Origin of the sequence: Tsukamurella sp. M9C (genome assembly GCF_020169415.1) — a bacterium.
Classification (GTDB): domain Bacteria; phylum Actinomycetota; class Actinomycetes; order Mycobacteriales; family Mycobacteriaceae; genus Tsukamurella.
On sequence record NZ_JAIULG010000048.1, the window covers coordinates 1 to 26,731 of the forward strand.

General features: G+C 69.6%; 38 protein-coding genes and 1 pseudogene. 29 read left to right on the forward strand and 10 right to left on the reverse strand.

The window, feature by feature from the left end:
- Together LB823_RS18880 and LB823_RS24130 are read right to left on the reverse strand one after the other, a co-directional pair.
- A pseudogene (locus LB823_RS18880) lies at nt 1-368 on the reverse strand (hypothetical protein); the annotation flags it as partial.
- Nucleotides 368-1,402, reverse strand: coding sequence for an endonuclease domain-containing protein (locus LB823_RS24130; RefSeq protein WP_224650088.1), 1,035 nt, complete (start codon nt 1,400-1,402; stop codon nt 368-370). The pseudogene LB823_RS18880 and the gene LB823_RS24130, both read right to left, overlap by 1 nt.
- A 130-nt stretch (nt 1,403-1,532) precedes the next feature.
- Between LB823_RS24130 and LB823_RS18890 the strand changes: the two genes are divergently transcribed.
- The 9 genes from LB823_RS18890 (at nt 1,533) to LB823_RS18930 (ending at nt 7,401) form a co-directional block, all read left to right on the forward strand.
- Nucleotides 1,533-1,745: a type II toxin-antitoxin system VapB family antitoxin gene (locus LB823_RS18890; RefSeq protein ID WP_224650090.1), complete on the forward strand. Its 213-nt coding sequence runs from the start codon at nt 1,533-1,535 to the stop codon at nt 1,743-1,745.
- Nucleotides 1,742-2,155 (forward strand): PIN domain-containing protein, encoded by a 414-nt coding sequence (locus tag LB823_RS18895; RefSeq protein ID WP_224650092.1) that lies wholly within the window; start codon nt 1,742-1,744, stop codon nt 2,153-2,155. The genes LB823_RS18890 and LB823_RS18895 overlap by 4 nt, the downstream gene beginning before the upstream one ends.
- A gap of 202 nt (nt 2,156-2,357) precedes the next feature.
- Nucleotides 2,358-2,726, forward strand: a complete 369-nt coding sequence (gene rplN / locus LB823_RS18900; RefSeq protein ID WP_013128004.1) for a 50S ribosomal protein L14 — start codon at nt 2,358-2,360, stop codon at nt 2,724-2,726.
- Nucleotide 2,727: 1 nt separating this feature from the next.
- Nucleotides 2,728-3,033, forward strand: coding sequence for a 50S ribosomal protein L24 (gene rplX / locus LB823_RS18905; protein ID WP_068522658.1), 306 nt, complete (start codon nt 2,728-2,730; stop codon nt 3,031-3,033).
- A gap of 1 nt (nt 3,034) precedes the next feature.
- The gene (rplE, locus tag LB823_RS18910) at nt 3,035-3,598 is read left to right on the forward strand and encodes a 50S ribosomal protein L5 (protein WP_013128002.1); all 564 of its coding nucleotides are present in this window, start codon (nt 3,035-3,037) and stop codon (nt 3,596-3,598) included.
- A gap of 3 nt (nt 3,599-3,601) precedes the next feature.
- On the forward strand, nt 3,602-3,787 hold the full coding sequence (locus LB823_RS18915; RefSeq protein ID WP_224650095.1) for a type Z 30S ribosomal protein S14: 186 nt from the start codon (nt 3,602-3,604) through the stop codon (nt 3,785-3,787).
- A 169-nt stretch (nt 3,788-3,956) separates the two neighbouring features.
- Nucleotides 3,957-5,297, forward strand: a complete 1,341-nt coding sequence (locus LB823_RS18920; protein ID WP_224650097.1) for a phosphatase PAP2 family protein — start codon at nt 3,957-3,959, stop codon at nt 5,295-5,297.
- A gap of 30 nt (nt 5,298-5,327) precedes the next feature.
- On the forward strand, nt 5,328-6,068 hold the full coding sequence (locus LB823_RS18925; protein WP_224650099.1) for a hypothetical protein: 741 nt from the start codon (nt 5,328-5,330) through the stop codon (nt 6,066-6,068).
- A 193-nt stretch (nt 6,069-6,261) separates the two neighbouring features.
- Entirely contained in the window at nt 6,262-7,401 is a 1,140-nt protein-coding gene (locus tag LB823_RS18930) for a cellulase family glycosylhydrolase (RefSeq protein ID WP_255604042.1), read from the forward strand.
- 10 nt (nt 7,402-7,411) lie between these two features.
- Here LB823_RS18930 and LB823_RS18935 read toward each other — a convergent pair whose 3' ends face one another.
- Nucleotides 7,412-8,647, reverse strand: a complete 1,236-nt coding sequence (locus LB823_RS18935; RefSeq protein WP_224650103.1) for a hypothetical protein — start codon at nt 8,645-8,647, stop codon at nt 7,412-7,414.
- 107 nt (nt 8,648-8,754) lie between these two features.
- Here LB823_RS18935 and LB823_RS18940 point away from each other — a divergent pair, with 107 nt between their 5' ends.
- Complete coding sequence (locus tag LB823_RS18940) at nt 8,755-9,270, forward strand: OsmC family protein (protein WP_224650105.1); 516 nt, start codon at nt 8,755-8,757, stop codon at nt 9,268-9,270.
- Here the strand turns inward: LB823_RS18940 and LB823_RS18945 are convergent.
- Entirely contained in the window at nt 9,245-9,631 is a 387-nt protein-coding gene (locus LB823_RS18945) for a hypothetical protein (RefSeq protein ID WP_224650107.1), read from the reverse strand. The two genes, LB823_RS18940 and LB823_RS18945, sit on opposite strands and share 26 nt — an antisense overlap.
- A gap of 295 nt (nt 9,632-9,926) precedes the next feature.
- Between LB823_RS18945 and rpsH the strand changes: the two genes are divergently transcribed.
- From rpsH to LB823_RS19000, 11 genes are all read left to right on the forward strand, one after another.
- Nucleotides 9,927-10,325: a 30S ribosomal protein S8 gene (rpsH, locus tag LB823_RS18950; RefSeq protein WP_068533016.1), complete on the forward strand. Its 399-nt coding sequence runs from the start codon at nt 9,927-9,929 to the stop codon at nt 10,323-10,325.
- Between the two features lie 14 nt (nt 10,326-10,339).
- The gene (rplF, locus tag LB823_RS18955) at nt 10,340-10,879 is read left to right on the forward strand and encodes a 50S ribosomal protein L6 (protein WP_224650109.1); all 540 of its coding nucleotides are present in this window, start codon (nt 10,340-10,342) and stop codon (nt 10,877-10,879) included.
- Nucleotides 10,880-10,882: 3 nt separating this feature from the next.
- A complete protein-coding gene (gene rplR, locus LB823_RS18960; RefSeq protein ID WP_304941292.1) occupies nt 10,883-11,287 on the forward strand; it encodes a 50S ribosomal protein L18 in 405 nt (134 codons plus the stop codon).
- Between the two features lie 43 nt (nt 11,288-11,330).
- Nucleotides 11,331-11,981 carry a 30S ribosomal protein S5 gene (gene rpsE, locus LB823_RS18965; RefSeq protein WP_224650111.1) on the forward strand — a complete coding sequence of 217 codons (651 nt, stop codon included), beginning with the start codon at nt 11,331-11,333 and terminating at the stop codon, nt 11,979-11,981.
- Between the two features lie 3 nt (nt 11,982-11,984).
- A complete protein-coding gene (rpmD, locus tag LB823_RS18970; RefSeq protein WP_068522648.1) occupies nt 11,985-12,164 on the forward strand; it encodes a 50S ribosomal protein L30 in 180 nt (59 codons plus the stop codon).
- A 3-nt stretch (nt 12,165-12,167) separates the two neighbouring features.
- Nucleotides 12,168-12,626: a 50S ribosomal protein L15 gene (gene rplO, locus LB823_RS18975; protein WP_068573249.1), complete on the forward strand. Its 459-nt coding sequence runs from the start codon at nt 12,168-12,170 to the stop codon at nt 12,624-12,626.
- Nucleotides 12,627-12,881: 255 nt separating this feature from the next.
- The gene (secY, locus tag LB823_RS18980) at nt 12,882-14,195 is read left to right on the forward strand and encodes a preprotein translocase subunit SecY (protein WP_224650113.1); all 1,314 of its coding nucleotides are present in this window, start codon (nt 12,882-12,884) and stop codon (nt 14,193-14,195) included.
- Nucleotides 14,192-14,737, forward strand: a complete 546-nt coding sequence (locus LB823_RS18985) for an adenylate kinase (protein ID WP_224650115.1) — start codon at nt 14,192-14,194, stop codon at nt 14,735-14,737. The genes secY and LB823_RS18985 overlap by 4 nt, the downstream gene beginning before the upstream one ends.
- Nucleotides 14,734-15,528, forward strand: a complete 795-nt coding sequence (gene map / locus LB823_RS18990; protein WP_224650117.1) for a type I methionyl aminopeptidase — start codon at nt 14,734-14,736, stop codon at nt 15,526-15,528. The genes LB823_RS18985 and map overlap by 4 nt, the downstream gene beginning before the upstream one ends.
- Before the next feature lie 59 nt (nt 15,529-15,587).
- Complete coding sequence (locus LB823_RS18995) at nt 15,588-16,376, forward strand: MerR family transcriptional regulator (protein WP_224650119.1); 789 nt, start codon at nt 15,588-15,590, stop codon at nt 16,374-16,376.
- Nucleotides 16,377-16,444: 68 nt separating this feature from the next.
- Complete coding sequence (locus tag LB823_RS19000; RefSeq protein WP_224650121.1) at nt 16,445-17,119, forward strand: hypothetical protein; 675 nt, start codon at nt 16,445-16,447, stop codon at nt 17,117-17,119.
- 21 nt (nt 17,120-17,140) lie between these two features.
- Here the strand turns inward: LB823_RS19000 and LB823_RS19005 are convergent, their stop codons facing one another.
- From LB823_RS19005 to LB823_RS19025, 5 genes are all read right to left on the reverse strand, one after another.
- Nucleotides 17,141-18,355, reverse strand: a complete 1,215-nt coding sequence (locus LB823_RS19005; protein WP_224650123.1) for an RNA polymerase sigma factor — start codon at nt 18,353-18,355, stop codon at nt 17,141-17,143.
- Between the two features lie 5 nt (nt 18,356-18,360).
- On the reverse strand, nt 18,361-18,753 hold the full coding sequence (locus LB823_RS19010) for a YciI family protein (RefSeq protein WP_224650125.1): 393 nt from the start codon (nt 18,751-18,753) through the stop codon (nt 18,361-18,363).
- A 197-nt stretch (nt 18,754-18,950) separates the two neighbouring features.
- On the reverse strand, nt 18,951-19,373 hold the full coding sequence (locus tag LB823_RS19015) for a PIN domain-containing protein (protein ID WP_224650138.1): 423 nt from the start codon (nt 19,371-19,373) through the stop codon (nt 18,951-18,953).
- A complete protein-coding gene (locus tag LB823_RS19020) occupies nt 19,370-19,609 on the reverse strand; it encodes an AbrB/MazE/SpoVT family DNA-binding domain-containing protein (protein ID WP_224650140.1) in 240 nt (79 codons plus the stop codon). The genes LB823_RS19015 and LB823_RS19020 overlap by 4 nt, the downstream gene beginning before the upstream one ends.
- A gap of 237 nt (nt 19,610-19,846) precedes the next feature.
- Nucleotides 19,847-21,148 carry a bifunctional o-acetylhomoserine/o-acetylserine sulfhydrylase gene (locus LB823_RS19025; protein WP_224650142.1) on the reverse strand — a complete coding sequence of 434 codons (1,302 nt, stop codon included), beginning with the start codon at nt 21,146-21,148 and terminating at the stop codon, nt 19,847-19,849.
- Nucleotides 21,149-21,208: 60 nt separating this feature from the next.
- Here LB823_RS19025 and LB823_RS19030 point away from each other — a divergent pair, with 60 nt between their 5' ends.
- Nucleotides 21,209-21,742 carry an NUDIX domain-containing protein gene (locus LB823_RS19030; RefSeq protein ID WP_224650144.1) on the forward strand — a complete coding sequence of 178 codons (534 nt, stop codon included), beginning with the start codon at nt 21,209-21,211 and terminating at the stop codon, nt 21,740-21,742.
- A 107-nt stretch (nt 21,743-21,849) separates the two neighbouring features.
- Complete coding sequence (gene infA, locus LB823_RS19035; RefSeq protein ID WP_005140011.1) at nt 21,850-22,071, forward strand: translation initiation factor IF-1; 222 nt, start codon at nt 21,850-21,852, stop codon at nt 22,069-22,071.
- Between the two features lie 73 nt (nt 22,072-22,144).
- Here infA and LB823_RS19040 read toward each other — a convergent pair whose 3' ends face one another.
- The gene (locus LB823_RS19040) at nt 22,145-22,882 is read right to left on the reverse strand and encodes a S1 family peptidase (RefSeq protein ID WP_224650146.1); all 738 of its coding nucleotides are present in this window, start codon (nt 22,880-22,882) and stop codon (nt 22,145-22,147) included.
- A 261-nt stretch (nt 22,883-23,143) separates the two neighbouring features.
- Here LB823_RS19040 and rpmJ point away from each other — a divergent pair, with 261 nt between their 5' ends.
- From rpmJ to rplQ, 6 genes are all read left to right on the forward strand, one after another.
- On the forward strand, nt 23,144-23,257 hold the full coding sequence (rpmJ, locus tag LB823_RS19045; protein ID WP_013127970.1) for a 50S ribosomal protein L36: 114 nt from the start codon (nt 23,144-23,146) through the stop codon (nt 23,255-23,257).
- Nucleotides 23,258-23,440: 183 nt separating this feature from the next.
- Nucleotides 23,441-23,812, forward strand: a complete 372-nt coding sequence (gene rpsM, locus LB823_RS19050) for a 30S ribosomal protein S13 (protein ID WP_224650148.1) — start codon at nt 23,441-23,443, stop codon at nt 23,810-23,812.
- Complete coding sequence (gene rpsK / locus LB823_RS19055) at nt 23,812-24,222, forward strand: 30S ribosomal protein S11 (protein ID WP_068522638.1); 411 nt, start codon at nt 23,812-23,814, stop codon at nt 24,220-24,222. The genes rpsM and rpsK overlap by 1 nt, the downstream gene beginning before the upstream one ends.
- Nucleotides 24,223-24,243: 21 nt before the next feature.
- A complete protein-coding gene (rpsD, locus tag LB823_RS19060; RefSeq protein WP_224650151.1) occupies nt 24,244-24,849 on the forward strand; it encodes a 30S ribosomal protein S4 in 606 nt (201 codons plus the stop codon).
- A gap of 80 nt (nt 24,850-24,929) precedes the next feature.
- Nucleotides 24,930-25,988 carry a DNA-directed RNA polymerase subunit alpha gene (locus tag LB823_RS19065; protein ID WP_224650154.1) on the forward strand — a complete coding sequence of 353 codons (1,059 nt, stop codon included), beginning with the start codon at nt 24,930-24,932 and terminating at the stop codon, nt 25,986-25,988.
- Between the two features lie 34 nt (nt 25,989-26,022).
- A complete protein-coding gene (rplQ, locus tag LB823_RS19070) occupies nt 26,023-26,718 on the forward strand; it encodes a 50S ribosomal protein L17 (RefSeq protein ID WP_224650156.1) in 696 nt (231 codons plus the stop codon).
- The last annotated feature ends 13 nt before the right edge of the window (nt 26,719-26,731 follow it).

Genomic DNA, 26,731 nt, shown 5'->3' on the forward strand with positions numbered 1-26,731 from the left:
GGCGGGGGCGGATCGGCGGGCGTGACCACCTCGCCCAGCGCGAGCGACTCGCGGCGCAGGTACCGGCCGATGCCGGCGGCGAAGGTGAACAGCGCGCGCAGCTGCGGCGTCGCGCGCGGCGGGGGAGTGGACTCGAGCAGTTCCGAGGCCGCGGCCCAGCCGCGGTCGGTGAGGGAGAGCAGCAGCGCGCGGCGCTCGCCGACCTCGACGTCCAGCAGGCCGCGCTCGACCAGCTTGCGCCGCGACGGGGCCTCCAGCGCGGGGCCGAGCAGCTTCAGGTCGGGGTTGCGCACCGGCTCGACGGCCGACGCGAGCACGAGCAGCACCGCGGATTCCGTGCCCGTGAGCCCCGCGATCGACTCGCCCATCACGCACCCCTCCCGTGGCCCGATCCCGTTGCAGTGACCAATGTACGGATGATCGACATGGATTCCGCGAGGTCGTCCATGATCCGCGCGTTGGTCAGCCGCAGCACCCGGAAGCCGGCCAGCATGAGGTCGGCGTCGCGGCGCCGGTCGGCCTCGTACTTCTCGCGTCCGCGGTGGTCCGGCCCGTCGACCTCCACCACCAGGCGGGGCTGCGGGAACAGCAGGTCGACGCGGACGGGCCGGGCCAGCGGCCCCAGGTCGATGGCGTAGTTCCAGTGCCGCGCGGATGCCCACGCCTGGCCCACCAGCCCCCGCTCGAGGCACTGCTCCGCCGCGCTCGCCGGGTGCGGCTTGCCCGCGACGGGCGGGAACGCGGGCAGCGGCTCGAGCCCGACGGTGAACTCCGACGGCCCGCGGCGCGGCTCCGCGGCGAGCGGCGGACCGTCGACCACCGGGAACCGGTCCAGCGGCGCCGCGCCCGGCCCGAACAGCCAGACGCTGCTGTCTCCTCGCGCCAGCCACTGTGACGCGCTGGAGAGGGCGTCGCCGAGGTGCGGGGCGAGTGGCCGTTCGACGTCGATCGCGAGCGCCACCGACGGGGCGTGGTAGCTGCGGGTCAGGGCGTACTCGAGGGCGTCCCGACGGTCGGCGGCGGGCAGCTCGGCGAAGCTGCGGCCCGACTCGGGCCGCAGCGCCGCGGTGGCGAGCGCGCCGAGCGCCGTGCCGATCCCGGCACCGCCGTCGTGCCGGTGCGCGAGCTCGCGGGCGGCGAACCGGTCGAGGATCCCGCCGGATTCGGGGGCGAGCGACGGGTCCGGCAGCCAGGCGGGAAAGACCTCGAAGGCCACGGCGACCTCCCGGGTCAGCACGTCGTCGATGATCGCGCCGGGGGAGGAGGGCAGCGGCTGCGTGAGGCCCGGGAAGACCACGACCGGGTCCTGCGGCCCGCGGCGCTCGGCGGCGGAGGCGAGCGCGGCGGCGGAGGTGCCCCGCAGTCGCGCCACCCCGCGCGCGGGCAGATCGGAGAGCTGCACGAGATGAAGTTACGGCATCGCGATCGCATCCGTAGGTGCCTGTCGCCCGGCGAATCCGATCCTCCGAGCGGCGAGCGCGGATCACGCCGTCTATATACTCTGATATATAGCGATCGAAAGGTGGTCTCCCATGGCTGTCACCAGCGTCGACCTCGACCCCCGACTGATCGAGCGGGCTCGGGAACTCACCGGGGAGCGCTCGAACCGCTCCGTCATCGATCTCGCCCTGCGTCGGCTCATCGCGTCGAAGCAGAAGGGGGCGATGATCGACGGCATCGCCGGGCTCGCCGGACTCCCCGATGGCCTCGGCGCGCCCGTCGTCGATCCGACCGCGACGCCGTGACGGACTACCTCGTCGACAACTCCGTCTGGACGCGGCTCGCGACCGGAGACGAGAGGATCGCGAACCGCCTGCGGCGCATAGAACGGTCACCTGCGGATCTGTTCGTGACGTGCCCGCCCCAGGTGCTCGAGTTCTGTCACAGCGCGCGAACGCCCGACGAGCACGAGCTCTATCGGGACCGGATCACGATGGGCTTCCCGCTCGAGCGTGCCCCGGACGAAGATCTCGTCCTCGATATGCAGGCCGCCCTGTGGTCGTCCGGGCTCGTCCGCGCCGCGGGCCCCGTGGACATCCTCATCGCCGCGTACGCCATCGTCAACGACGCGACCGTGCTCGCCGCCGACCACGACTTCGAGCACATCGCCCGCGTCAGCGATCTCACGCACGAGTACATCGCGCCGGCGACGTGATTCGTGATCGGCGAGATCGGGGCGGCACCGTCGGACATGATGGCCGGCGGCCGGCGCCCAACCGGGCACGATTCGACATCTACCTGCGACTTCCCCTATCATGGACGGGTTGCCCGGCGCCCTGTGGTGCCAGGCGGCTGACCACGCGTGTTCGGGTCGGAAATCCGGCGCGCATGAAAATCCAGGTCGAGGAGACTCTCTAGTGATTCAGCAGGAATCGCGGGTGCGGGTCGCCGACAACACGGGTGCTAAGGAAATCCTCTGCATCCGCGTGCTCGGTGGAAGCTCGCGCCGCTATGCCGGCATCGGTGACATCATCGTCGCCACCGTCAAGGACGCCATCCCCGGCGGCAACGTCAAGCGCGGCGAGGTCGTCAAGGCCGTCATCGTGCGGACCGCCAAGGAGCGCCGCCGTCCGGACGGTTCGTACATCAAGTTCGACGAGAACGCCGCTGTCATCATCAAGAACGACAACGACCCTCGTGGCACCCGCATCTTCGGCCCGGTCGGCCGCGAGCTGCGCGACAAGAAGTTCATGAAGATCGTTTCGCTGGCTCCGGAGGTGCTCTGACATGAAGGTGCACAAGGGCGACACCGTCATCGTGATCTCGGGCCCCGACAAGGGTGCCAAGGGCAAGGTCGTCGAGTCCTTCCCGAAGGCTGACAAGGTCCTCGTCGAGGGCGTCAACCGGATCAAGAAGCACACCAGCACGTCCGCCACCGCGCAGGGCGGGATCGAGGTCCGCGAGGCTCCGATCCACGTCTCCAACGTGATGGTCGTCGACTCGGACGGCAACCCCACCCGCGTGGGTTACCGGACCGACGAGGAGACCGGCAAGCGCGTGCGGATCTCCCGCAAGAACGGGAAGGACATCTGAGATGACCACCTCTGAGAAGACCCAGCCGCGCCTGAAGGCGCGCTACCGCGCCGAGATCAAGGACGCGCTGAACAGCGAGTTCGACTACGCCAACGTGATGCAGATCCCCGGCGTCGTCAAGGTGGTCGTGAACATGGGCGTCGGCGACGCCGCCCGTGACGCCAAGCTCATCAACGGCGCCGTCAAGGACCTCGAGCTGATCACCGGCCAGAAGCCGGAGATCCGCAAGGCCCGCAAGTCCATCGCGCAGTTCAAGCTGCGTGAGGGCATGCCGATCGGCGCGCGCGTCACCCTCCGTGGCGACCGCATGTGGGAGTTCCTCGATCGCCTCACCTCGATCGCGCTCCCCCGTATCCGCGACTTCCGCGGCCTCAACGGCAACCAGTTCGATGGCAACGGCAACTACACGTTCGGCCTGAACGAGCAGTCGATGTTCCACGAGATCGACGTGGACTCCATCGACCGCCCGCGCGGTATGGACATCACCGTCGTCACCACTGCCACCAACAATGAGGAAGGCCGCGCGCTGCTCAAGCACCTCGGCTTCCCCTTCAAGGAGAACTGAGCCATGGCAAAGAAGGCGCTGGTCAACAAGGCCAACAAGAAGCCGAAGTTCGCCGTCCGCGGCTACACCCGTTGCAACAAGTGCGGCCGTCCGCACTCGGTGTTCCGCAAGTTCGGCCTCTGCCGTATCTGCCTGCGCGAGATGGCGCACGCCGGCGAGCTCCCCGGTGTGCACAAGAGCAGCTGGTGAGTCCCACCCGAGCCTGACTCGGGACTGATTCGCGCGAGGGCGCGCACTCCGCTTCGGCGGGGTGCGCGCCCTTCGTCGTCTGCGGGAGGCGGTCGTTCCACGCGATTCGCGTCACGAAACGCGCAGCGGATTCACAGTGTTACCCGCTTGTTAACTATGCTGTCATCTCATGTTGGTGCGTGAAGACTTCGCGCTCCCGCGGGGTCCACGCGGTGAGCGTCCCCGCAGCGGGTTCCGGAACAGCCCGTGGATGTGGGCCGTGCTCGCGGTCGTCGTCTTCGTCGCCGCGATCCAGGCCGCCGCGACGGTCTACGGCCTCGCCGGCCCCGTCGAGGGCCTGGCCAAGGATTTCGTCGGCCGCCCCGTCACCGGCGAGGTGAAGATCGCGGCCCTCGCGCTCGCCCTCATGTGCATGCCCGCGCGCCTGCGCCTGCCGTTCGCCGGCGTCGTCGTCGGCACGGAGGTCCTGTTCAACGCCGAGCGCCTCGCCGCCGGTTCACCCCTGCACTTCGGCAACGGCGTGATGTGGGGCCTGGTCGCGCTGGCCGCCTACGCCGGCCTGCGGCTCACCGGCCGCGAGCAGGTGGCGGCGTTCAAGGCCGCCGGCGTCGCGGGGATCCTCATCGTCGCGAACGCCTGCTCGTCCGTGTGGCTGGGGCTCACGATGGAGGCGCTGCCGTACGTCGCCGACCACTTCGTCGAGGTCGCCGACCGCGCGCTCGGCAGCCCGTCGTGGGTGATGGGACGGTTCGTGCACGAGCACGGCTGGTACCTCGCCCTGATCACCAAGGTCTACACCTACCTGCCGGTGGGGGCCGCGGTGGTGGCGTACTTCCAGCTGCGCCGAAGCTCGACCGAGGGCTTCCCGCGGCACCACATCGTGCGGTCCTTCGTCCTCATCGGCGCGATCGGGCCCATCGTCTACTTCCTGTTCCCCGTCGTGGGTCCCGCGTACGCCTTCGGCAACGAGGTGGCCGGCGCCGGCTGGATGAACGTCTGGCCGCACGTCGTGCCCACGTCGCTTGAGCCGGTCTCCGCGTACTTCAGCCAGGCGGCGCCCCGCAACTGCATGCCCAGCCTGCACACCGCCTGGGCGACCGCGATCCTCGTGCACTCGCTGCGCGGGCCGCGCCTGCTCAAGGTGTTCGGCGTCGTCTGGTGGGTCTGCACGATCTCCGCGACGCTCGGCATCGGCGCGCATTACGGCGTCGACCTCATCGCCGGCTTCGTCTTCGCGCTGACCCTCGAGGCCGCGATGGTCCGCCCCGAGGACGGCTGGCACCCGCGCCGGATCGCCACCGTCGTGGGCGGGGCGCTCGCCTTCGTCGCGATCCTCCTGTCCATCCGCTACCTGAGCGTGCCCATGGCGCAGAGCGGCTACCTCGCCGCCGGCGTCCTCCTCGGCGCCGCCGGCGCGATGGCGGTCGCCTACGCGCGGATCGCCCGGCCCCCGTCGCCCGACGGTGCCGTCGCGCCCCGTCCGGTGGGGGAGCAGGCGCTCGCCGCCTGACGACTACGCTGTGGATCGTGGGTGATTCCGATGCGTAACACGATCATCGCGGGCGCGCTCGGCGTCGCGGCGGTCGCACTGATCGGTACCCGGTTCGTCGGCCCGATCGGGCTGCTGTTCCTGGCCGGCGCGCTGATCGTCGTCATGGTCGTGCTGCTCGCGGGCGGCGGCGACCCGGCCGCGGTGCGTCGGGACGATCCACTGCGGTTCGTCGACGTGAAGCCCGCCCCTGAGCGGCCGCGTGCGGAGCGCGCGCAACCGAAGCCGGCCCCGGCACCGTCGGGCCGGGCGCTGTGGGACCGGGCCACCGGCCGGCACGACACGGTGCTGGGGGAGTACGCGGCCTACGAGCTCGACCCCGAGATGCTGCTGCGCTTCCCCGCGATGTGGGACTTCAGCTCGCCGAAGGTGATCGCCTTCCACGACGCGCTCGAGCACGCCGGGGCGCTGCGCACCGACGAGTACCCCGGCGACGAGTCCGCCGCGGAGTACGCCGAGGCCGTCACCGACCTGCGCACCTCCTGGTACGCCGCCGATCGGTACGCCCGCAGCACCGGCTCCGACGGCCTGGCCGACGAGGACGTGCGCGACCTCGACCGCGGACTCAAGCTGTACCGCCACGCGTCGTCGAGCGTCGCCGCCGAGCGGGCCGCGTACCTGAACCAGGTGGTCAGCACCGTCGACAAGCTCGTCGACCGCGGCGTGCTCCCCGCGCCGCCCCGCTTCCGCGCCGAGCTGGAGGCCGAGGCCCGCAAGGCCATCGAGGGCTGACACCCGTTCCGAAACCGGCCGAATTCTGCGTGACGATGCGAATACGTCGTCGCGAGCCCGGAAACGGCCGGTTTCGCGACGCGCGACGGCACCCGGCCTTCACCGATCTGTGATTGTTGTTGCGTATGGTGTTGATGTGACTGCTGTGACTCGACGGGTTCTGCTGGGGACCGCCGCCGCGCTGCCGGCCGTGATGGTGGCCGCGCGCGCCGCCGCCGACCCCGGCTCCGGGACGGGGGCGGGCGGCACGGTCGGGCCGACGACCCCGGGGGCCACCACCCCGGGCGCGACGCCCGCCGGGCCGGCAGCGCGCTGGACGCCCGAGCGGGCGCAGCAGTGGCGCACGCAGAACCCATGGATGGTCGGGGCCAACTACATCAACGCCAACGCCGGGAACCAGTTCGAGATGTTCCAGGCGCAGACCTTCGACCCGAACCGGATGAACCTCGAGCTCGGCTGGGCCCGCGGCCTGGGGATGACCACCATGCGCGTCTTCCTGCAGGACCAGCTGTGGACCGCCGATCCCACCGGCTTCGTGCAGCGCCTCGACGCCTTCCTCACGATCGCGAACAACAACGGCATCAAGATCATGTTCGTGCTGTTCGACTCGTGCTGGGACCCGAACCCGAAGCCCGGCGTGCAGCGCGAGCCGACGCCCGGCGTGCACAACTCGACGTGGGTGCAGAGCCCCGGCGCCGCGGGCCTGACGAACGCCGACACCGCGGGCCTGCAGGCCTATGCGACCGGCGTGGTCAAGGCCTTCGCGAACGATCCCCGCGTGGTCGCGTGGGACGTGTGGAACGAGCCGGAGAACCTCGCCGACTCGTACCCGCTGAGCCCGCCCGACAAGGTCGCCCGCGTCGCGAAGCTGTTGCCGCAGGCCTTCGCGTGGGCCCGCGCCGGCGGGCCGACGCAACCGCTGACCTCCGGTGTCTGGGCCGACACGCGCCCCGAGATCCGCGCGATCCAGCTGGAGCAGTCCGACGTGATCAGCTTCCACAGCTACGACCCGCCGGAGAAGTTCCGCGCCATGGCCGCCGACCTCGCCAAGCAGGGGCGCCCGATGCTCCTCACCGAGTACATGGCCCGCCCGCAGGGCAGCACCATCGAGACGATCCTGCCGATCTGCAAGGAGCTCGGCATCGACGCCTACCAGTGGGGCTTCGTGGCCGGCCGCAGCCAGACCTACTACCCGTGGGACTCGTGGAAGCAGCCCTACGTCGGCGCGCGCCAGCCGCAGCAGTGGTTCCACGACCTGCTCTGGCCCGACGGCCGCGCCTACCGCGACGCCGAGGTCGCCACGGTCCGCCGCCTCACCGCCGCCCGCACGTAGACGCCGGCATCTAGTCGGTGCGCACGAAGGCGCCGTCCAGCCGGTAGTAGGCGCTCGCGTTCGAGCCCGGCCCGAGGCCGACCTCCATCACGGGCGGCGCCGTCCGGTCGGAGGTGTGGGCCCGGCTGTCCTCGTCGACCTCGATGCCCAGGGCGTGCGCGTCGATCGGCAGCACGGAGAAGCGTTGCACGAGGTCGGCTCGCGCTCGCTCGATCCCGGCGGCCGTCACGACGCGCAGCGCGAACGCCGAGCTGCTCGTCGATCGCGACGGGCTGAGGCTCACCTCGGGGAACTTGCCGACGGTCTCCTTGAGGGTGCCGGAGCGGCCGCCGCCCGAGATCCGCATCTCGACGGTGCCCTTCCCGCTGCCGACCGAGCCGACGTTCGGCGCGAAGACGCGGTACTGCAGCTCGTCGATCACCGGCTGCGCGGGATCGAGGCCGTTCGTGCGCAGCAGTCGCTCGGCGATGGGGAGGAGACCGTCGACCTTCGCGAGCGCGAGGTTGTCGGGCAGCTTTCCCGCGGCGTCGGTCTCGACGTCCACGCCCGACATGCCGAAGGTCGCGACCAGGCGCTTGTCGCCGCTTCGCCGCTCGATCTCGATGCCGTCGGACGCGTGGGGAGAGCTCCGGTCGATGCCGATCGTGTCCGCGGCCGCGGTCACCTTCGCCGCCGTCGCGGTGAGATCGAGCCCCGCGATGTCGGAGGCGCGGAAGGCGGAGTCGGCACGGTCGTTCGTGGAGTTGCGGGTCGGCTCGTACCACTTGTCGCCGCTGCGGGAGAAGTACGCGGAGACGCGTTGGCCGGTGGTGAGGTCCAGCGTCGTCACCCGGGTGGTGTTCTCGTCGATGTCGATCTCGAGGAGGGAGTCCGCGCCGCCGGGCTGGATCTCTCCGGCCTTCGCGATGGCGCGCCGGAGCTCGGTCGACGGGTCCGCCACCGGGCTCGCGGAGCCGGGCGCCACCCCTGCCCCGGCCCTGCTCGATGCCGGCGAGCCCGACCCCCGCGACTCCGTCAGCACGATCGCCGCGGGGAGGCCGGCGGAGACGATGAGGATGCCGGTGACGAACGCGGCGACCAGCCCCATTCCCGGCGGCGCGGACCGCAGCCGCCACGCGAGTACGCCCGCGACCACGACGGTCCCGATCGCCCAGGCCAGGGAGGCGGCACCGTCGGACGCGACGGCCCCGACCAGGCCCACCGTGGTGAGCACGGAGAGCAGGGCGACCGTCAGGAAGGTGGACACGCGCTCAGCGTATCGGCAGCGAATCACGCTGACCGCAACCGCTGTGCGGCCGCGGGAACGGACATATGTTCCGCGAAGGAATCAACCGTCCGAATCAGGAGTGCCCCATGACCGCATCCGCCACCGGAACGCTCGCCGCCATCATCGACGCGACCGACCAAGCCGTCACCCGCAACACCGCCAACGCGCACGTCGTCTTCGCGGCGACGGCCGTCCCGCAGGGCACGGTCGGCAGCGTCACCACGGCGCGCCAGCACACCCTCGTGGTCGACGAGCCGCCGACGCTCGGCGGCGACGACACCGCGATCAACCCCGTCGAGGCCTACCTGGGCGCGCTGCTGTCCTGCCAGGTGGTGACCTACCGCTTCTACGCCGACAAGCTGGGCATCACCATCGACGAGCTGAAGCTCAGCGCCGAGGGTGACCTCGACGTGCGCGGCTTCTTCGGCCTCGACGAGACGGTCCGCCCGGGCTTCACCGCGGTCCGCGTCACGGTCGACATCACCGGCCCGGACACCGAGGAGCGCTACCGCGAGCTGACGGAGACCGTCGACAAGCACTGCCCGGTCCTGGACCTCACCCAGAACCCGACGCCGGTCACGACGACGCTGCGGGTGAACTGACCCGCGGACCCGTCGCGGCGAGCGCGCCGTAGAAGACCAGCAGCGACGAGGCCGCCGCGAAGTTCAGCCGCAGGTCGCGCGCGCGGATGTGCAGCCCGACGGCCGTGCAGAAGTACAGCGTCAGCATGATCGCGGTGAGCCGGGCCAGACCCGGCCACCGCGGTGCGGCCGCGAGGCCCAGCGCCGACGCGCCCTTGACCAGCGGGAAGAACCAGCGGCCACCGTCGGGCCAGCCGACGTCGTCGAGGCACTTCGCGACGTACGGGATGGGCTGGATGCAGATGGCGGCGTCCGTGGCCTGCCCGGCCGCGGCCGCCTGGTAGAGCCGGGGATCGCGGACGAGATCGTTCACCGAGGGCATGATCCTCACGCTAGGCCGCCCGGCGCCGGGGGACAAGAGCCTCCGATTCGACTCTGACCGGCACTTTCTCTACACTAGTGAGGTTGCCTGTCGTGCTTCGAGCACGGCCGGCGCACTTCCCCGAACCGGTTCGCCGGTCCGGAATCCCTGCAGTGCAACGGTATTGCAGGACGGTTTGCTTCGTAGTAGGCCCACCGTCGGACGTTCCAGGCCCGCCTTTCGCGCTGTCGAGAGCCAGGCACCAGACCGCCGGCGATGTATGGGAACCGCTGCGAGAAAGGTAGACGAATCTGTCATGACCATGACTGATCCGATCGCAGACTTCTTGACCCGTCTGCGCAACGCCAACTCGGCGTACCACGACGAGGTGACGCTCCCGCACTCGAAGATCAAGGCGAACATCGCCGAGATCCTCAAGCGTGAGGGCTACATCACCGACTTCCGTACCGAGGACGCCGAGGTCGGCAAGAACCTCGTCGTTTCGCTGAAGTACGGCCCCAGCCGTGAGCGTTCGATCGCCGGCCTGCGCCGCGTGTCGAAGCCCGGTCTGCGCGTGTACGCGAAGTCCACCAATCTGCCGAAGGTCCTGGGCGGCCTGGGCGTGGCGATCATCTCCACGTCCTCGGGCCTCCTCACGGACCGCCAGGCAGCCAAGCAGGGCGTGGGCGGCGAAGTCCTCGCTTACGTCTGGTAAGGGGACAGAAACTTATGTCGCGAATTGGTAAGCACCCCGTGGTCGTTCCCACGGGCGTCGACGTGCAGATCGCCGGCCAGGACGTCACCGTCAAGGGCCCCAAGGGCCAGCTGGCGCTGACCGTCTCCGAGCCGATCTCGGTGTCGAAGAACGATGAGGGCGCCATCGTGGTCGCCCGTCCCGACGACGAGCGGCGCAACAAGGCGCTGCACGGTCTGTCGCGGACGCTGGTCGCCAACATGGTGACGGGTGTGACTGAGGGTTACACCAAGAAGATGGAGATCTACGGCGTCGGTTACCGCGTGGCGCTCAAGGGCAAGGACCTCGAGTTCTCCCTGGGCTACAGCCACCCGGTCCCGATCGAGGCGCCCGAGGGCATCACCTTCGTGGTGGAGAGCCCGACCAAGTTCTCCGTGTCCGGCATCGACAAGCAGCAGGTCGGCCAGGTCTCGGCGGTCATCCGCAAGCTCCGTCGTCCCGACCCCTACAAGGGCAAGGGCGTGCGGTACGAGGGTGAGCAGATCCGTCGCAAGGTCGGAAAGACGGGTAAGTAACTCATGGCAACTCAGACTGAGAACAAGAAGCGCATCCCGATGGGCAAGGACGTCTCGACGCGCCGTCGTACGTCGAAGGCCCGTCGTCACTTCCGCCTGCGCAAGAAGATCGAGGGCACCGCGGTCCGTCCGCGGCTCGCGGTCAAGCGCTCGAGCCGGCACATCCACGTCCAGCTGATCGACGACCTCAAGGGCCACACGCTGGCCGCGGCGTCGACGCTGGAGGCGGACGTCAAGGCTGCGGGCGGCGACAAGTCGGCCCAGGCCAAGAAGGTCGGCGAGCTCATCGCGGCCCGTGCCAAGGCTGCCGGCGTGGACGCCGTCGTGTTCGACCGTGGTGGCAACAAGTACCACGGCCGGATCGCCGCGCTCGCGGACGCCGCTCGCGAAGGCGGGCTGACGTTCTGATGACTCGTACCAGCATGTTTTCCACCGAACGAAAGGCAGCCTGATGCCCGGACGTCAGCGTCGTGACGGCGGCAGCAACGGCCCCGCCGGAAACAACGGTCCCGATAACAACAGCAACGACCGCCGCGGCGGCCGTGGTGGCCGCGACCGCGATCAGCGTGGTGGCCGCGAGGCCGAGAAGAGCCAGTTCATCGAGAAGGTCGTCACCATCAACCGCGTCTCGAAGGTCGTGAAGGGTGGTCGTCGCTTCAGCTTCACCGCCCTCGTGATCGTCGGTGACGGCCAGGGCATGGTCGGTGTCGGCTACGGCAAGGCCAAGGAAGTTCCTGCGGCCATCCAGAAGGGCGTCGAGGAGGCTCGGAAGAACTTCTTCCGCGTCCCCATGATCGGCAACACCATCGTGCACCCGGTGCAGGGTGAGGCCGCGGCCGGCGTCGTGCTGCTGCGTCCCGCCAGCCCGGGTACCGGTGTCATCGCCGGTGGCGCCGTGCGTCCCGTGCTCGAGGCGGCCGGCGTCCACGACGTCATCGCCAAGAGCCTCGGCTCGGACAACGCCATCAACGTGGTGCACGCGACCGTGGCCGCTCTCAAGGAGCTGCAGCGTCCCGAGGAGGTCGCGGCTCGTCGCGGCCTGCCCATCGAGGACGTGGCCCCGGCCGGCATGCTCCGCGCCCGTGCAGGTCAGGGAGCGTAAGTCATGGCAGAGCTGAAGATCACCCAGGTGCGAGGCCTCGTCGGGCTCAAGCAGAACCAGCGCGACAGCCTGCGCACCCTGGGCCTCAAGGGCATCCGCAAGTCGGTCGTCCGTGAGGACACCCCCGTCAACCGCGGCCTGATCCAGGTCGTATCGCATCTCGTGGAAGTGGAGGAGGTGTAAGCAATGGCTATCAAGCTGCACGATCTCCGTCCCGCGAAGGGCGCGAAGACGGCCAAGACCCGCGTGGGTCGCGGTGAGGGCTCCAAGGGTAAGACCGCCGGTCGCGGCACCAAGGGCACCAAGGCGCGCAAGAACGTCCCCGTGAACTTCGAGGGCGGCCAGATGCCGCTGCACATGCGGCTGCCGAAGCTCAAGGGCTTCAAGAACCGCAACCGTGTCGAGTACCAGGTGGTGAACGTCGGCGACATCGCTCGCCTGTTCCCGCAGGGCGGCACCATCGGCATCGACGAGCTCGTCGCCGCCGGTGCGGTTCGCAAGAACCGTGTCGTCAAGGTGCTGGGCGACGGCGAGATCAGCGTCAAGGTGGACGTGACGGCGACCAAGGTCACCGGCGCCGCCAAGGCGAAGATCGAGGCCGCCGGTGGTTCGACCACCGAGCTCAAGCCCTCGGCCGAGGCCTAGTCCTCGCGCTCGAAACGTGGACGCCGCGGTAGGCGCCGGTCACCGGTGCCTACCGCGGCTCTCGTTTCACTGCACGACGGTGCCGGTTGTCTCCTGCCGGCCGGTACCCGCCGTGAACAGCCGTGATGAGTACGGCTGTTAGAGTTCATACGTTTGCAGGATTACCCATGAGGACGTCCTGCTCCGCCGCGTGCGGAGCAGATGTCCACGAGCGTGGGGCGGCCCGTCCGGGCCGCCCGGCTGCCAGGAGGATGTGTGCTTTCGGCCCTAGTCCCGATCTTCCGGACCCCGGAGTTGCGGCGGAAGATCCTGATCGTCCTGGGCATCCTCGTGCTCTACCGGCTCGGCGCCACGTTGCCGTCGCCCGGTGTGAACTTCGGAACCATCACCGAGTGCGTCGACAAGGCCACGAGCGGCGACAGCGGTCAGGTCTACTCGCTGATCAACATGTTCTCCGGCGGCGCGCTGCTGCAGCTGTCGGTGTTCGCGATCGGCATCATGCCGTACATCACCGCGTCGATCATCATCCAGCTGTTGATGGTGGTCATCCCGCGCTTCGAGACGCTCCGTAAGGAGGGTCAGGCCGGCCAGGCGAAGATCACGCAGTACACCCGCTACCTCACGGTGGCGCTGGCGCTGCTGCAGGCGACCGCGATCGTCGCGATGGCCTCGCGCGGCAACCTGCTGCCCGACTGCCCCGGCATCCTCGCCGACAACGGCATCTTCTCGCTGACCGTCATCGTCGCCACCATGACCGCCGGCGCGATCCTGGTCATGTGGTTCGGTGAGCTGATCACCGAGCGCGGCATCGGCAACGGCATGTCGCTGCTCATCTTCGCCGGCATCGCCTCGCGCCTGCCCGCCGACGGCCAGCAGATCCTGCAGAGCCAGGGCGGCCTCGCCTTCGGCCTCGTCTGCTTCGCGGTCTTCCTGATCCTCGTCGCCGTCGTCTTCGTCGAGCAGGGCCAGCGCCGCATCCCGGTGCAGTACGCCAAGCGCATGGTCGGCCGCAAGATGTACGGCGGCTCGTCGACCTACCTGCCGCTCAAGGTGAACACCGCCGGCGTCATCCCGGTCATCTTCGCCTCGTCGCTGCTGTACCTGCCGCAGCTGGTCATCCAGCTCGTCGCGAGTGATTCGACCGCGGGCTGGGTGCAGTGGATCCAGACCAACCTGGTGAACCCCGGCAGCACCTGGCACATCGTGATCTACTTCGCGCTGATCATCTTCTTCACGTACTTCTACGTCGCGATCACCTTCAACCCGGAGGAGCGCGCCGACGAGATGAAGAAGTTCGGCGGCTTCATCCCGGGCATCCGTCCCGGCAAGCCGACGGCCGACTACCTGAACTACGTCCTGCAGCGCATCACGCTGCCCGGCTCGCTGTACCTCGGCATCATCGCGATCCTCCCGAACCTCTTCATCGAACTCACCGGTAGCGGCTCGAACATGAGTAATCTGCCGTTCGGCGGCACGATGGTCCTCATCATCGTGGTCGTGGCGCTCGATACCACGAAGCAGATCGAGAGTCAGTTGATGCAACGTAACTACGAAGGATTCCTCAAGTGAGACTCGTTATTCTGGGCCCTCCCGGCGCCGGCAAGGGCACGCAGGCGGAGCGGCTGTCGGAGAAGTACGGCATTCCGCACATCTCGACGGGCGACCTGTTCCGCGCGAACATCAGCGAGGGCACCGCGCTGGGCGTCGAGGCCAAGAAGTACATGGACGCCGGCGAGCTCGTCCCGTCGTCGGTCACCGTCGACATGGTGCGTTCGCGCCTGGCGGAGCCCGACGCGAAGAACGGCTTCATCCTCGACGGCTTCCCGCGCGCCACCGACCAGGCGGACGCGCTGGGCGAGATCCTCGCCGAGGGCGGCCAGAAGCTCGACGCCGTGGTCTCCTTCGAGGTCCCCGAGGACACCGTCGTCGAGCGCATGCTCGCCCGCGGCCGCGCGGACGACACCGAAGAGGTCATCCGTAACCGCCTGCACGTGTACGAGAACCAGACCGCGCCGCTGCTCGCCTACTACGGCGACTTCGTCACGCACATCGACGCCGTCGGCACCGTCGACGAGGTCCTCGGCCGCGTGACCGCGCAGCTCGACAAGTGAGTCGTTTCCGCCGTAAGAAGACCGTGCCCTTCCGCTCCGCGGGAGAGCTCGACGCGATGGCCGCCGCGGGCGCCGTCGTGGGCCGCGCGCTCGTCGCGGTCCGCGACGCCGCCCGCGTCGGCGTTTCCACCCTCGAACTCGACGAGGTCGCCGAGACGGTGATCCGCGAGGCCGGCGCGGTCCCGTCCTTCAAGGGCTATCACGGCTTCCCGGGCTCGATCTGCTCCTCGGTGAACGAGGTCGTGGTGCACGGCATCCCGGACCGCTCGACGGTGCTCGCCCTCGGCGACCTGGTCTCCATCGACTGCGGTGCGATCCTCGACGGCTGGCACGGCGACTCCGCGTGGACCTTCGGCGTGGGCGAGCTGTCCAAGGCGGACGAGGACCTCTCCGAGGCCACGCGCCTCGCGATGGAGGCCGGCATCGCCGCCATGCTCGACGGCAACCGCCTCACCGACGTCTCGCACGCCATCGAGACCGCCACGTACGCGCAGTCGGCGCGGCTGGGCCGCGAGTTCGCGATCGTCGACGGTTACGGCGGCCACGGCATCGGCCGCGAGATGCACATGGAGCCCTTCCTCGCCAACGAGGGCGACCCGGGCAAGGGCCCGCACCTCGTCGTCGGATCCACCCTCGCGATCGAGCCGATGCTCACCCTGGGCACCCCCGACACTTCCGTCCTCGCCGACGACTGGACCGTCGTCACGGACGACGGTGCGCGGTCCGCGCACTGGGAGCACACCGTCGCCGTCACCGCCGACGGTCCCCGCATCCTCACCCCGCGTCCCTGACCTGCTGCGATGAAAACGCTCTTGACCCTCACGCGACGTGAGGCGGGAGCGTGGTCGACGTGAACGAACGGAAGTCCTTCCACACGGTCGGCGCCATCGCGCGGATGACCGGGGTCAGTGTCCGCACGTTGCACCACTACGACGAGATCGGACTCGTCCCGCCGTCGGCGCGCACGAGCGCCGGCTACCGGGCCTACTCGGACGACGACGTCGAGCGGCTGCACCGCGTGCTGACCTACCGGGAGCTGGGCTTCCCGCTCGAGCAGATAGCGACCTTGCTCGACGATCCGTCGGCCGACGCCATGGCCCACCTGGAGGCGCAGCACAAGCTGCTCTCCGAGCGGATCGACCGTTTGCACCGGATGGTCGCGGCTGTGGAGGACATGATGAACAGCAAGAAGCGGGGGATCACCCTCACCGCCGAGGAGCAGACCGAGATCTTCGGCGCCGACTGGCTCGGCGAGGGCTACGCCGACGAGGCGGAGCAGCGCTGGGGCGACACCGACGCGTGGAAGCAGAGCGCCGAGCGCACCGCGAAGTTGAGCAAGGACGACTGGAAGCAGCTCAAGGCCGAGGGCGACGCCCTCGAGGCCGCGCTCGCCGACGGCCTGGACCGCGGCGTCGCGCCCGGCTCGCCGGAGGCGAACGCGCTCGCCGAGCGGCACCGCGCCGGGATCGACCGCTGGTACGACTGCGACCACGCGATGCAGGTGTGCGTGGCCCAGATGTACGTGACCGATCCGCGGTTCATGAAGCACTACGAGGACATCGCGCCGGGCCTCGCCCAGTACGTGGTCGACATCGTGACCGCGAACGCGGAGCAGCAGAAGAGCGCGGAGCAGCAGTAGCCCGACGGGCACGGCGGATCGTCGCGAACGACGCCGTGCCCGTTCGCCGCGGTACGTACCCTGGTGGAGTGGACCAGCTGGTGGAACTCGTCAAGGACTACTGGTGGCTCGTCTTCGTGCTCGGCGGCAGTACGAAGGGCCTGTCGGTCTGGTACGAGCGTCGCGCGGCGCGCCGCCTGGAGAAGTACCGCATCAAGCAGGAGACCAAGGTGGCCCTCGCGACAGCGAAGGGCATGGGCCGGGTCGACGCGGCGCAGGTCCAGCGGGAGCTCGAGCGCGCCGTCGCCGCCCACGACGGCGTCGATACCCGCTGGTTCGGCTACGAGACGGACCTCGCCACCATCCTCGACTTCCCGATGATGGTGGACATGCGGGAGCCGTTGACCGTCGACTTCCACAAGGCCAAGCGTCGCGCCGACCTGCTCCGCCCGGATTCGCCCGACGAGGCGTCCGCGTCGGACGTCGAGCAGTACCGCGACGCGGTGCACGCGTACGCCGGCGCGTTCGACGTCGCGGAGCAGGAGGCGAAACGCCGTCGCCGCGGCGACTTCTCGCCGCTGGAGCAGGAGCGCCTCGCCAAGGCGCAGCGGTTGCTCGCCGTCGCGCTCGACTCCTCCGCGACCGGCCCGGAGCGCCAGCAGGCGTATCAGCGCGCGCGGGCGGAGCTCGGCGGCCTCATCGACCTGCCGCGATCCGCCACCGTCGCGCTGGAGAACCAGGTCCGCGCGGCCCTGGAGCGCTGAGCGCCCGGCCCTCGGGGGGCGTCACGCACCGAGGTCGCGGAGGCGCCGGTTGAGGTACCGCTGTTCGGGGAGGCTCGCCGTGCGCGCCGCCGCGATGCGGTACGCCGCGGCCGCGTCGTCGGTGCGGCCCGCCAGCTCGGACAGGTGCGCTCGGGCGGCGGGGAGCCGGTGTCCGTCGCGCAGCGCGCGGTCGTCGTCCAGGCGGGCGAGCAGCGCGAGGCCCGCCTCCGGCCCGTACGCCATCCCCACCGCGACAGCGTGATTGAGCGCGACGGTGGCGGACGGCGCGACGCGCTCGAGCATGCGGTAGAGGACGACGATCTGTGCCCAGTCCGTGTCGTCGTAGGTGTCGGCCTCCGCGTGCACCGCTGCGATCGCGGCCTGCAGAGCGAAGGTGCCCACGTGGCCGCGGGGGAGCAGCTCCTCGAGGATCGCCACGCCCTCGGTGATCGCGTCGCGTCGCCAGCGCGAGCGGTCCTGCTCGGCGAGGGGGACGAGGTCGCCGCGGGCGTCCACGCGGGCCGGCGCTCGCGCGTCGGTGAGCAGCATGAGCGCGAGGGCGCCGGCCGCCTCGTCGTGGTCGGGGAAGGCCGCGACCATCCGCCGGGTCAGGCGCAGCGCCTCCGCCGTCAGCTCGTCGTCCAGCAGGTCGGTTCCGGAGCTGCGGGTGTACCCGGCCGTGAACATGAGGTGGCACACGTCGAGGGCGGCGGCGACGCGACCGGGGAGTTCCGCGCCGGACGGCACGGGGAAGGTGGCGCCGGCGTCCCGCAGGGCGGCTCGGGCGCGGGTCAGCCGCTGCGTCATCGTCCGGGGCGGTACGAGGTACACGGCGGCGATGCGCTCCACGCCGAGCCCGGCCACGGCGCGCAGGGCCAGCGCGACCTGGGAGGGCCGGCTCAGCGCCGGGTGGGCGCAGAGCAGCAGGAGGTCGACGGTGTCGTCGGCCGACGAGACCTCGGCGGCGGTCGCTCGTCGTGCGTCGGCCTCCTCGCGACGGGTGCGGGCGGCCTCCGACCGCCATCGATCGATGAGGCGCCGCTGCGCCACGCGGATCAACCACCCGCGCGGATCGTGCGGCGTCCCGTCGCGCGGCCACTGCCGGACCGCGGCCTCGGCGGCCTCCTGCGCCGCGTCCTCGCACGCCGCGAGATCGGCGCGGACGCGGAGGAGCGCGGCCAGGACGTGCGGCGACTCGCGCCGCCACACGTCCTCGAAGGCGTCGCCGGCGGGCACGGCGCTCAGGATTCGTCGCCGCCCGGGCCCATCACCGGGCGCAGCTCGACGGTCTCGCCGGGGCCGGAGAACTGCGCGGCCACGGCTTCGGCCCGCCGCCGGTCCTCCACGTCGATCAGGAAGAACCCCGCGAGGTGCTCCTTCGTCTCGGAGTACGGCCCGTCGACCGCGAGCGGCGCGTCGTCGTGCCAGCGGTACAGGCGCGACGAGACGGGGTCGCCGAGCGCCTCGCCCCCGACGAGCTCGCCGCGCTCGTCCAGCTCGGTGAGGAGCCGCTCGAAGTCGGCGTCCATCCGCGCCTTCACGGCGGGGTCGAGGTCGCGGTACTCGGGCAGGAAGTCCCCGGTGGGGTGTCCCCAGGGCTGGGGATTGGAGTGGATCAGGATGACGTACTTCACGGCTCGCTCCTCTCGGCGTATCGCGCCGGATGCGCGGTACGAGGGGACGTCGAAGCCAGGATGGCCGATGTCGACACGACGTGGCCGGCGAATCCGTCAGGTGCGTTGGTCTGGAGGCAGCATCGACGTGCCGGGATCCGCCACCGTGGCCCTGGAGATCCAGGTCCGGGCTGCGCTGGAGCGGTGGGAGAGATCGATCACGAAGCGATGAGAATCGTGGTCACGCCGATGGCGTTGTAGGTGCCGCGAGCGCGGTCGTCCCGTGTCGCGAGCACTGCGCCGTTGTCGAGGGCGGCGAAGGCGACGAGTGCGTCGTACACCTGTCCACCCGCGATGTTCGTCTCCACACAGCGGTGGTGGACCTCAGCTCCTGCCGCCGGTGGGAGCGCGAACTTCTCGGGAAAACTGTCGTCGATCAATCGGGCAGCGTCGTCGGGCGTCAGGCGATGTTCGCCGGGCAACCGGGTGAGAACCGAGTAGGTCTCGGCGAGCGCACGCCCGCTCAGCGCGAGCCGCTTACCCTTCGCCCAGGCGGCGACGGCGGCATGGTGGTCGTGCTCCGCGAACAGAAGTGCAACGGCTACGGACGTGTCCACTGCGATAGCGACGTCGTCGGTCATTTGCGCCCGGCGTCGATCAGGGCGAAAACCACCTCGTCGGTGAGGGGGCCGCCGCCCACCGCGACGAGGCGACCGTCTTCGTCCCGCTCCAGCCGGGCCGTACGACCACCGGGAGTGATCTGAACTCCGCTGCCGTACCAGGAGATGTCGACCACCGAGCCAGGCGTGATGCCGAGGGCGTCGCGAAGCTGTTTCGGGACGAGTATCCGGCCCACGGAATCCACTGTTGCTTCCATGGGGCCAAGTTACCAGGCGCATCCCAATCGAATCCCAGTGAAATCCCTGTCCGGATCGGACAGAATCCGAGAGCGCTCAGACGATGGCACCCCCGAGTCCGTGACTCGGGGGTGCCATCGAGGAGAACCTGATCTCAGGTACAGCCGCGCTGCACGGCCGCGGTCCAGGCGTCGTCGTCCTGGAGGGCGGAACGGACCGCCCGTCGCAACCACCGCAGCGCGCGCATCGCAGGCTCCCTAGGACGCGTTCGCCGCGGCCTTGAGGCCGAGCTGCAGGTCGGTGAGGATGTCGTCGATGTGCTCGATGCCCACGGCCAGGCGCACCAGGCCCGGCGTGACGCCGGCCTCGAGCTGCTCCTGCTCGGTGAGCTGCGAGTGCGTGGTCGACGCGGGGTGGATCACCAGCGACCGCACGTCGCCGATGTTCGCGACGTGGCTGTGCAGCTCCAGGGCGTCGACGAAGGTCTTGCCCGCGGGCACGCCGCCGGCCAGCTCGAAGGCGACGATGGCGCCGGCGCCCTTGGGCAGCAGTTCCTTCGCGCGGTCGTAGTACGGCGACGAGGGGAGGCCGGCGTAGATCACGGAGGTCACGCCCTCCTGGCCGGAGAGGTACTCGGCGACCTTCTGCGCGTTCTCGACGTGCCGCTCCACGCGCAGGCTCAGCGTCTCGATGCCCTGCGAGAGCAGGAAGGCGTTGAACGGCGAGATCGCGGGGCCCAGGTCGCGCAGCAGCTGCACGCGGGCCTTGAGCGCGAAGGCGGGCGCGCCGAGGTCGGCGAAGACGACGCCGTGGTACGACGGGTCCGGGGTGGTGAAGTTCGGGTGCCGGCCCTGCGTCCAGTCGAAGTTGCCGCCGTCGACGATGACGCCGCCGATCGCGGAGCCGTGGCCGCCGAGGTACTTGGTGGCCGAGTGCACGACGATGTCGGCGCCGTGCTGGAGCGGGTTCAGCAGGTACGGGGTCGCGACGGTGTTGTCGACGATGAGCGGCAGACCGTTCTCGTGGGCCACACCGGAGACGCCGGCGATGTCGAGCACGTGGCCGCGCGGGTTCGAGATGGTCTCGGCGAAGAAGGCGCGGGTGTTGGGGCGGACGGCGGCGCGCCACTGCTCCAGGTCGTCCGGGTTCTCGACGAAGGTGACCTCGATGCCCAGCTTGGCGAGGGTGTAGTGCAGCAGGTTGTACGTGCCGCCGTACAGGTAGGGCGAGCTGACGAGGTGGTCGCCCGACTCGGCGACGTTGAGGATCGCGAGCGTCTCGGCCGCCTGGCCCGAGGCCACGAGCAGCGCGGCGACGCCGCCCTCGAGCGCGGCGATCCGCTGCTCGACCGCGTCCTGCGTCGGGTTCATGATGCGGGTGTAGATGTTGCCCGGCTCGGCCAGCCCGAACAGCGCCGCGGCGTGATCGGTGTTGTTGAACGTGTACGACGTGGTCTGGTAGATCGGCAGCGCACGCGCGTTGGTGGCCCCGTCGGGCGCCTGCCCGGCGTGGATCTGCGTGGTCTCGAAATGCCAGTTCGGGCTGTCCGGATTGCTCATGGCCCCGATACAAGTGCACGCGCGGTGCGGTGTCCAGGGTTTGGCTCATACTGTGGAGAAATGACGGACGAGATCGTGGCGCTCTACGACGACGCCGGGCGCCCCGCGGGGGCGGCGCCGCGGTCGCGGGTGCGCGCCGAGAACCTGCGGCACGGCACCACCGGCGTCCTCGTCTTCGACTCCGCCGGCCGGATCTACGTGCACCGCCGCACGCCGATCAAGGACGTCTACCCGGGGCTGCGCGACTTCACGGCGGGCGGGGTGCTCCTGGCGGGGGAGTCGCCGGACGACGGTGCCGCGCGCGAGGCCTTCGAGGAGCTCGGGGTGCACGGGGTGGAGCTGCGGCCCGTCGGCGTGCGGGCCTACGAGGATCCCCGTACCCGGTTCGTGTGCTTCCAGTACGTCTGCACGTACGACGGGGTGGTCGTGCACCAGCCCGAGGAGGTGGAGAGCGGCGCGTGGACGACGCCGGACGATCTGCTCGCGGCGGTCGCCGCGGACCCCGCCGACTTCGTTCCCGACTCGGTCGAACTCGCGTTGCACCTCGTCAAGGCCGGGGGCGGTTCCGGGCAGGATTCGTCGGACGAGTCCTGAGCGCGTAGAATAGGTGGGTAGCGCGGCGTTCGGCCGCATGCCCGTCTGTTCAGGAGGGGCACAGGTCGCACACGGCGTCCGCTGAAGACAACAGGATCGTGGAGGGTATGGCGAAGAAGGACGGAGCCATCGAGGTGGAGGGCCGCGTCGTCGAGCCGCTCCCCAACGCAATGTTCCGCATCGAGCTGGAGAACGGGCACAAGGTGCTCGCCCACATCAGCGGCAAGATGCGGCAGCACTACATTCGTATTCTGCCCGAGGACCGGGTCGTCGTGGAGCTCTCTCCGTACGACCTGACGCGCGGGCGCATCGTCTACCGGTACAAGTGACCGCGTAGCGCGCAGCACGAACAGACGAGAAAGACCCACCCCGCGGGGTGGGTCTTCTTCGTGTTCGGGGTGGCTAGACCGCCAGGCGCAGGCCGCCGGCCTGGGCGAGGACGAAGCCCAGGTCCCAGTAGTCGGAGACCTCGGAGCCGTCGGAACCGGGCTCGGCCGAGCCGGTGGCGTGGATGCCGAGGGCGGCACCGTCGGACAGGCGGATCAGCGACGCGCCGCTGTCGCCCGAGCGCAGCTTGAGGTCGGTGCGGAAGCGGTTGGCGGTGAGGTCGGTGACGGTGCCGCAGACCCAGCCGCTGGTGCGGCCCTGGCTGCAGACCTTGTCGCCGATCCGGGCCTTGCCGAGCGAGCGCGGCGCGGCCTTGCCGAGGCGGTTGACGAGCGGCACGCCCTGCTTGAAGGAGACGGTGCCCCAGTCGGGGTGCGAGATGTTGGTCGAGACCTCGCGGCCGTCGATCGTCTTGGTGGGCGGGTTCGAGGACTTCTCGATCTTGCCGACGGAGATGAGCGCGCGGGCCTGGCCGGGCGCGGGGACGGTGACCTCCTGGCCGGCCTTGCCGCAGTGCCCGGCGGTGACGCCGACGCGGCGGCCGTCGGGGGTGGTGGCGAGCACGCCGAGGGTGCACGCGGCGACCTCGATGCCGTCGGCCGTCTCCTTCTGCACGATGTCGATCTCGGAGCCGGGGCCCACGACGACGCGCGGGGCGGCCGTCGCGGGGGCGGCGGAGACCAGGAGGGAGGCCGCGACGCCGACGGCGGCGGTGGCGGCGACGCCCAGGCGGCGGGAGAGGGACAGAGGCATCGCGGGTCCTTTTCGATCGAGGATCAGATCAAGGGAATTTAGAGTGATGAATAGTGCATCACCGGTCGTTCCTGAGGCTAGCATGAGAGCTTCCTCGCGCGCGGTGCTCGCGCGCCGTTCGCGGCTGATTTGGGGCCGACGGGCGCGAAGCGTACACTGGATCATCGCGTGCGTGCGCGGCTTCGTCGTGCGTGCCGTGGCACCCCTCCGGCTACCGGTGGCGGTGCGGAAAAACACTGAGAACAACTGGATAGGACTGACGTGAAGGTCAACCCCAGCGTCAAGCCGATCTGCGAGAAGTGCAAGGTGATCCGCCGTAACGGTCGGGTCATGGTGATCTGCGACAACCTGCGCCACAAGCAGCGTCAGGGCTAGATCAGTGCGCTTCGAGCGGTTCGCCGCTTGAACACACGATGACCTCTCCGCACCAGCAGGGGCAGACGAGCCCCTGTGCACCCCCGGCTCGGAGGCCGGGGCCTCGGCCGGCGTGAAAGCGCCGGAACCACCGAGGACGGACGGGGAGCAGACCTCCGACTTAGAAGAAGGAAACCGCCAAGAATGGCACGTCTTATGGGTGTCGACCTCCCGCGCGAGAAGCGCATGGAGATCGCACTGACCTACATCTACGGCATCGGCCGTACCCGCGCGACTGAGATTCTCACCGAGACCGGTGTGAGCCCGGATCTGCGCAGCAAGGACCTCAGCGACGAGGACCTGACCAAGCTCCGTGACTTCATCGAGGGCACGGACTACAAGGTCGAGGGTGACCTGCGCCGCGAGGTGCAGGCCGACATCCGTCGCAAGATCGAGATCCAGTGCTACCAGGGCATCCGCCACCGTCGTGGCCTGCCCGTGCGTGGCCAGCGCACCAAGACCAACGCTCGCACCCGTAAGGGTCCGAAGAAGACCATCGCCGGAAAGAAGAAGTAATGCCTCCGAAGTCGCGCGCCACGGGCGCGAAGAAGGGCGTTTCGCGTCGTCGCGAAAAGAAGAACGTCCCGCACGGCCACGCTCACATCAAGAGCACGTTCAACAACACGATCGTCTCGATCACGGACCCCAGTGGCAACGTGATCAGCTGGGCCTCCTCGGGCCACGTCGGCTTCAAGGGCTCGCGCAAGAGCACCCCGTTCGCCGCGCAGCTCGCCGCCGAGAACGCTGCCCGCAAGGCGCAGGAGAACGGCGTCAAGAAGGTCGACGTCTTCGTCAAGGGCCCGGGTTCGGGCCGCGAGACCGCAATCCGCTCGCTGCAGGCCGCCGGCCTCGAGGTGGGCACCATTTCCGACGTGACGCCGCAGCCGCACAACGGCTGCCGTCCGCCCAAGCGGCGTCGGGTCTAGGGAAGGTAGGAGAGAGAAACCATGGCTCGTTATACCGGCCCTGTCACCCGTAAGTCCCGTCGTCTGGGCGTCGACCTCGTCGGCGGTTCCGAGGCGTTCGAGCGTCGTCCTTACCCGCCCGGCCAGCACGGCCGCGCGCGGATCAAGGAGTCCGAGTACCTGCTGCAGCTCAAGGAGAAGCAGAAGGCCCGCTTCATGTACGGCGTGATGGAGAAGCAGTTCTCGCGCTACTACAAGGAGGCCAAGGCCGCCACCGGCAAGACCGGTGACGCCCTGCTGCAGATCCTCGAGACCCGCCTCGACAACGTCGTCTACCGCGCCGGTCTGACGCGTACCCGTCGTCAGGCCCGCCAGCTCGTGACCCACGGTCACTTCACGGTGAACGGCGTCCGCGTCGACGTTCCCTCGTACCGCGTCTCGCAGTACGACATCATCGACGTCCGCCCGAAGTCGCTCGGCACCACGCCGTTCCAAATCGCGCGTGAGACCCTCGGCGAGCGCACCGCTCCGGCGTGGCTCCAGGTGGTCCCGTCGTCCCTGCGCATCCTCGTGCACCGCGTGCCCGAGCGTGAGCAGATCGTCGTGCCCTTCCAGGAGCAGCTCATCGTCGAGTACTACTCGAAGTAAGTAGTACGGGCCGCCGGTAGATCGCCGGCGGCCCTCTACGGGCGTCAAATAGCGGACGCCCAGAGAGAAGGAAATACTCAATGCTCATCTCGCAGCGACCCACCCTCAGCGAAGAGGTCATCTCCGAGGCGCGCTCGAAGTTCATCATCGAGCCGCTGGAGCCCGGCTTCGGCTACACGCTGGGCAACTCGCTCCGCCGCACGCTGCTGTCGTCCATCCCGGGCGCGGCCGTGACCAGCATCCGCATCGACGGCGTGCTGCACGAGTTCACCACGGTCCCCGGTGTGAAGGAGGACGTCACCGACGTCATCCTGAACCTCAAGGGCCTGGTCGTCTCGTCGGAGGACGACGAGCCGGTCACCATGTACGTGCGCAAGCAGGGTCCGGGCGCCGTCACCGCGGGCGACATCGTTCCCCCGGCGTCGGTCACCGTCCACAACCCCGACCTGCACATCGCCACCCTGAACGACAAGGGCAAGCTCGAGATCGAGCTCGTCGTCGAGCGGGGCCGCGGCTACGTGCCGGCCGTGCAGAACAAGGCGTCGGGCGCCGAGATCGGCCGCATCCCGGTCGACTCGATCTACTCGCCCGTGCTGAAGGTGACCTACAAGGTCGAGGCCACCCGTGTCGAGCAGCGCACCGACTTCGATCGTCTGATCCTGGACGTCGAGACCAAGAACTCGATGACCGCGCGTGACGCGCTGGCGTCGGCGGGCAAGACCCTGGTCGAGCTGTTCGGGCTCGCCCGGGAGCTCAACGTCGAGGCCGAGGGCATCGAGATCGGCCCGTCGCCAGCCGAGGCCGACCACATCGCGGCGTTCTCGCTGCCGATCGAGGACCTCGACCTGACGGTGCGCTCGTACAACTGCCTCAAGCGCGAGGGTGTGCACACCGTGGGCGAGCTCGTGGCCCGCACCGAGTCCGATCTTCTCGACATCCGCAACTTCGGTCAGAAGTCGATCGACGAGGTCAAGGTCAAGCTGCACGCGCTGGGTCTGGCCCTCAAGGACAGCCCCGCGTCGTTCGATCCGTCGCAGGTCGACGGGTACGACCCGGCCACCGGTACCTGGAGCGACGAGCCGTCGTTCTCGGGCGACGCCGATGGCGACCAGGATTACGCCGAGACCGAGCAGCTCTGAGCTGAACAGCTCTTAACCACCCACAGGAGAAACAATGCCTAGGCCCACTAAGGGCGCCCGGATGGGCGGCTCGGCCTCGCACCAGAAGCACATTCTGGCGAACCTCGCGACCGCGCTCTTCGAGCACGGCCGCATCGAGACCACGGAGGCGAAGGCCAAGCGCCTGCGTCCCTACGCGGAGAAGCTGATCAGCCATGCCAAGCACGGCAAGCTGGCCAACCGCCGCGAGGTCATGAAGGAGATCCGCAACAAGGACGTCGTGCACGTGCTGTTCGCGGAGATCGCTCCGGCCGTCGCCGACCGTCAGGGCGGCTACACCCGGATCATCAAGACCGAGAACCGGAAGGGCGACAACGCCCCCATGGCGGTCATCGAGATCGTGACCGAGCAGCTCGCCGCCACCGAGGGGGCGCGTGCCACGCGCGTCGCCGCCTCGCAGGCCGCTGCCAAGTCCGCCGCCGTCGAGGCTGCGGAGATCGTCGAGACCGAGGCTCCGGCCGAGGGCTCGGACCTCCCCGCCGGCGCGCACGCGCCGCTCGAGGACGTCAACGAGGCTCCCGAGGGCTTCCCGATCAAGGGCAACGCCGACTCGAAGCTGTACCACCGTCCCGGTACCCGCTTCTTCGAGTCGACGGTCGCCGAGATCTGGTTCGCCGACGACGCTTCGGCCGAGGCCGCGGGCTACTCGCTGCCGAAGTCGCAGCAGGAGGATGCCTCCGACTCGGAGTAGTCACCCACGCACG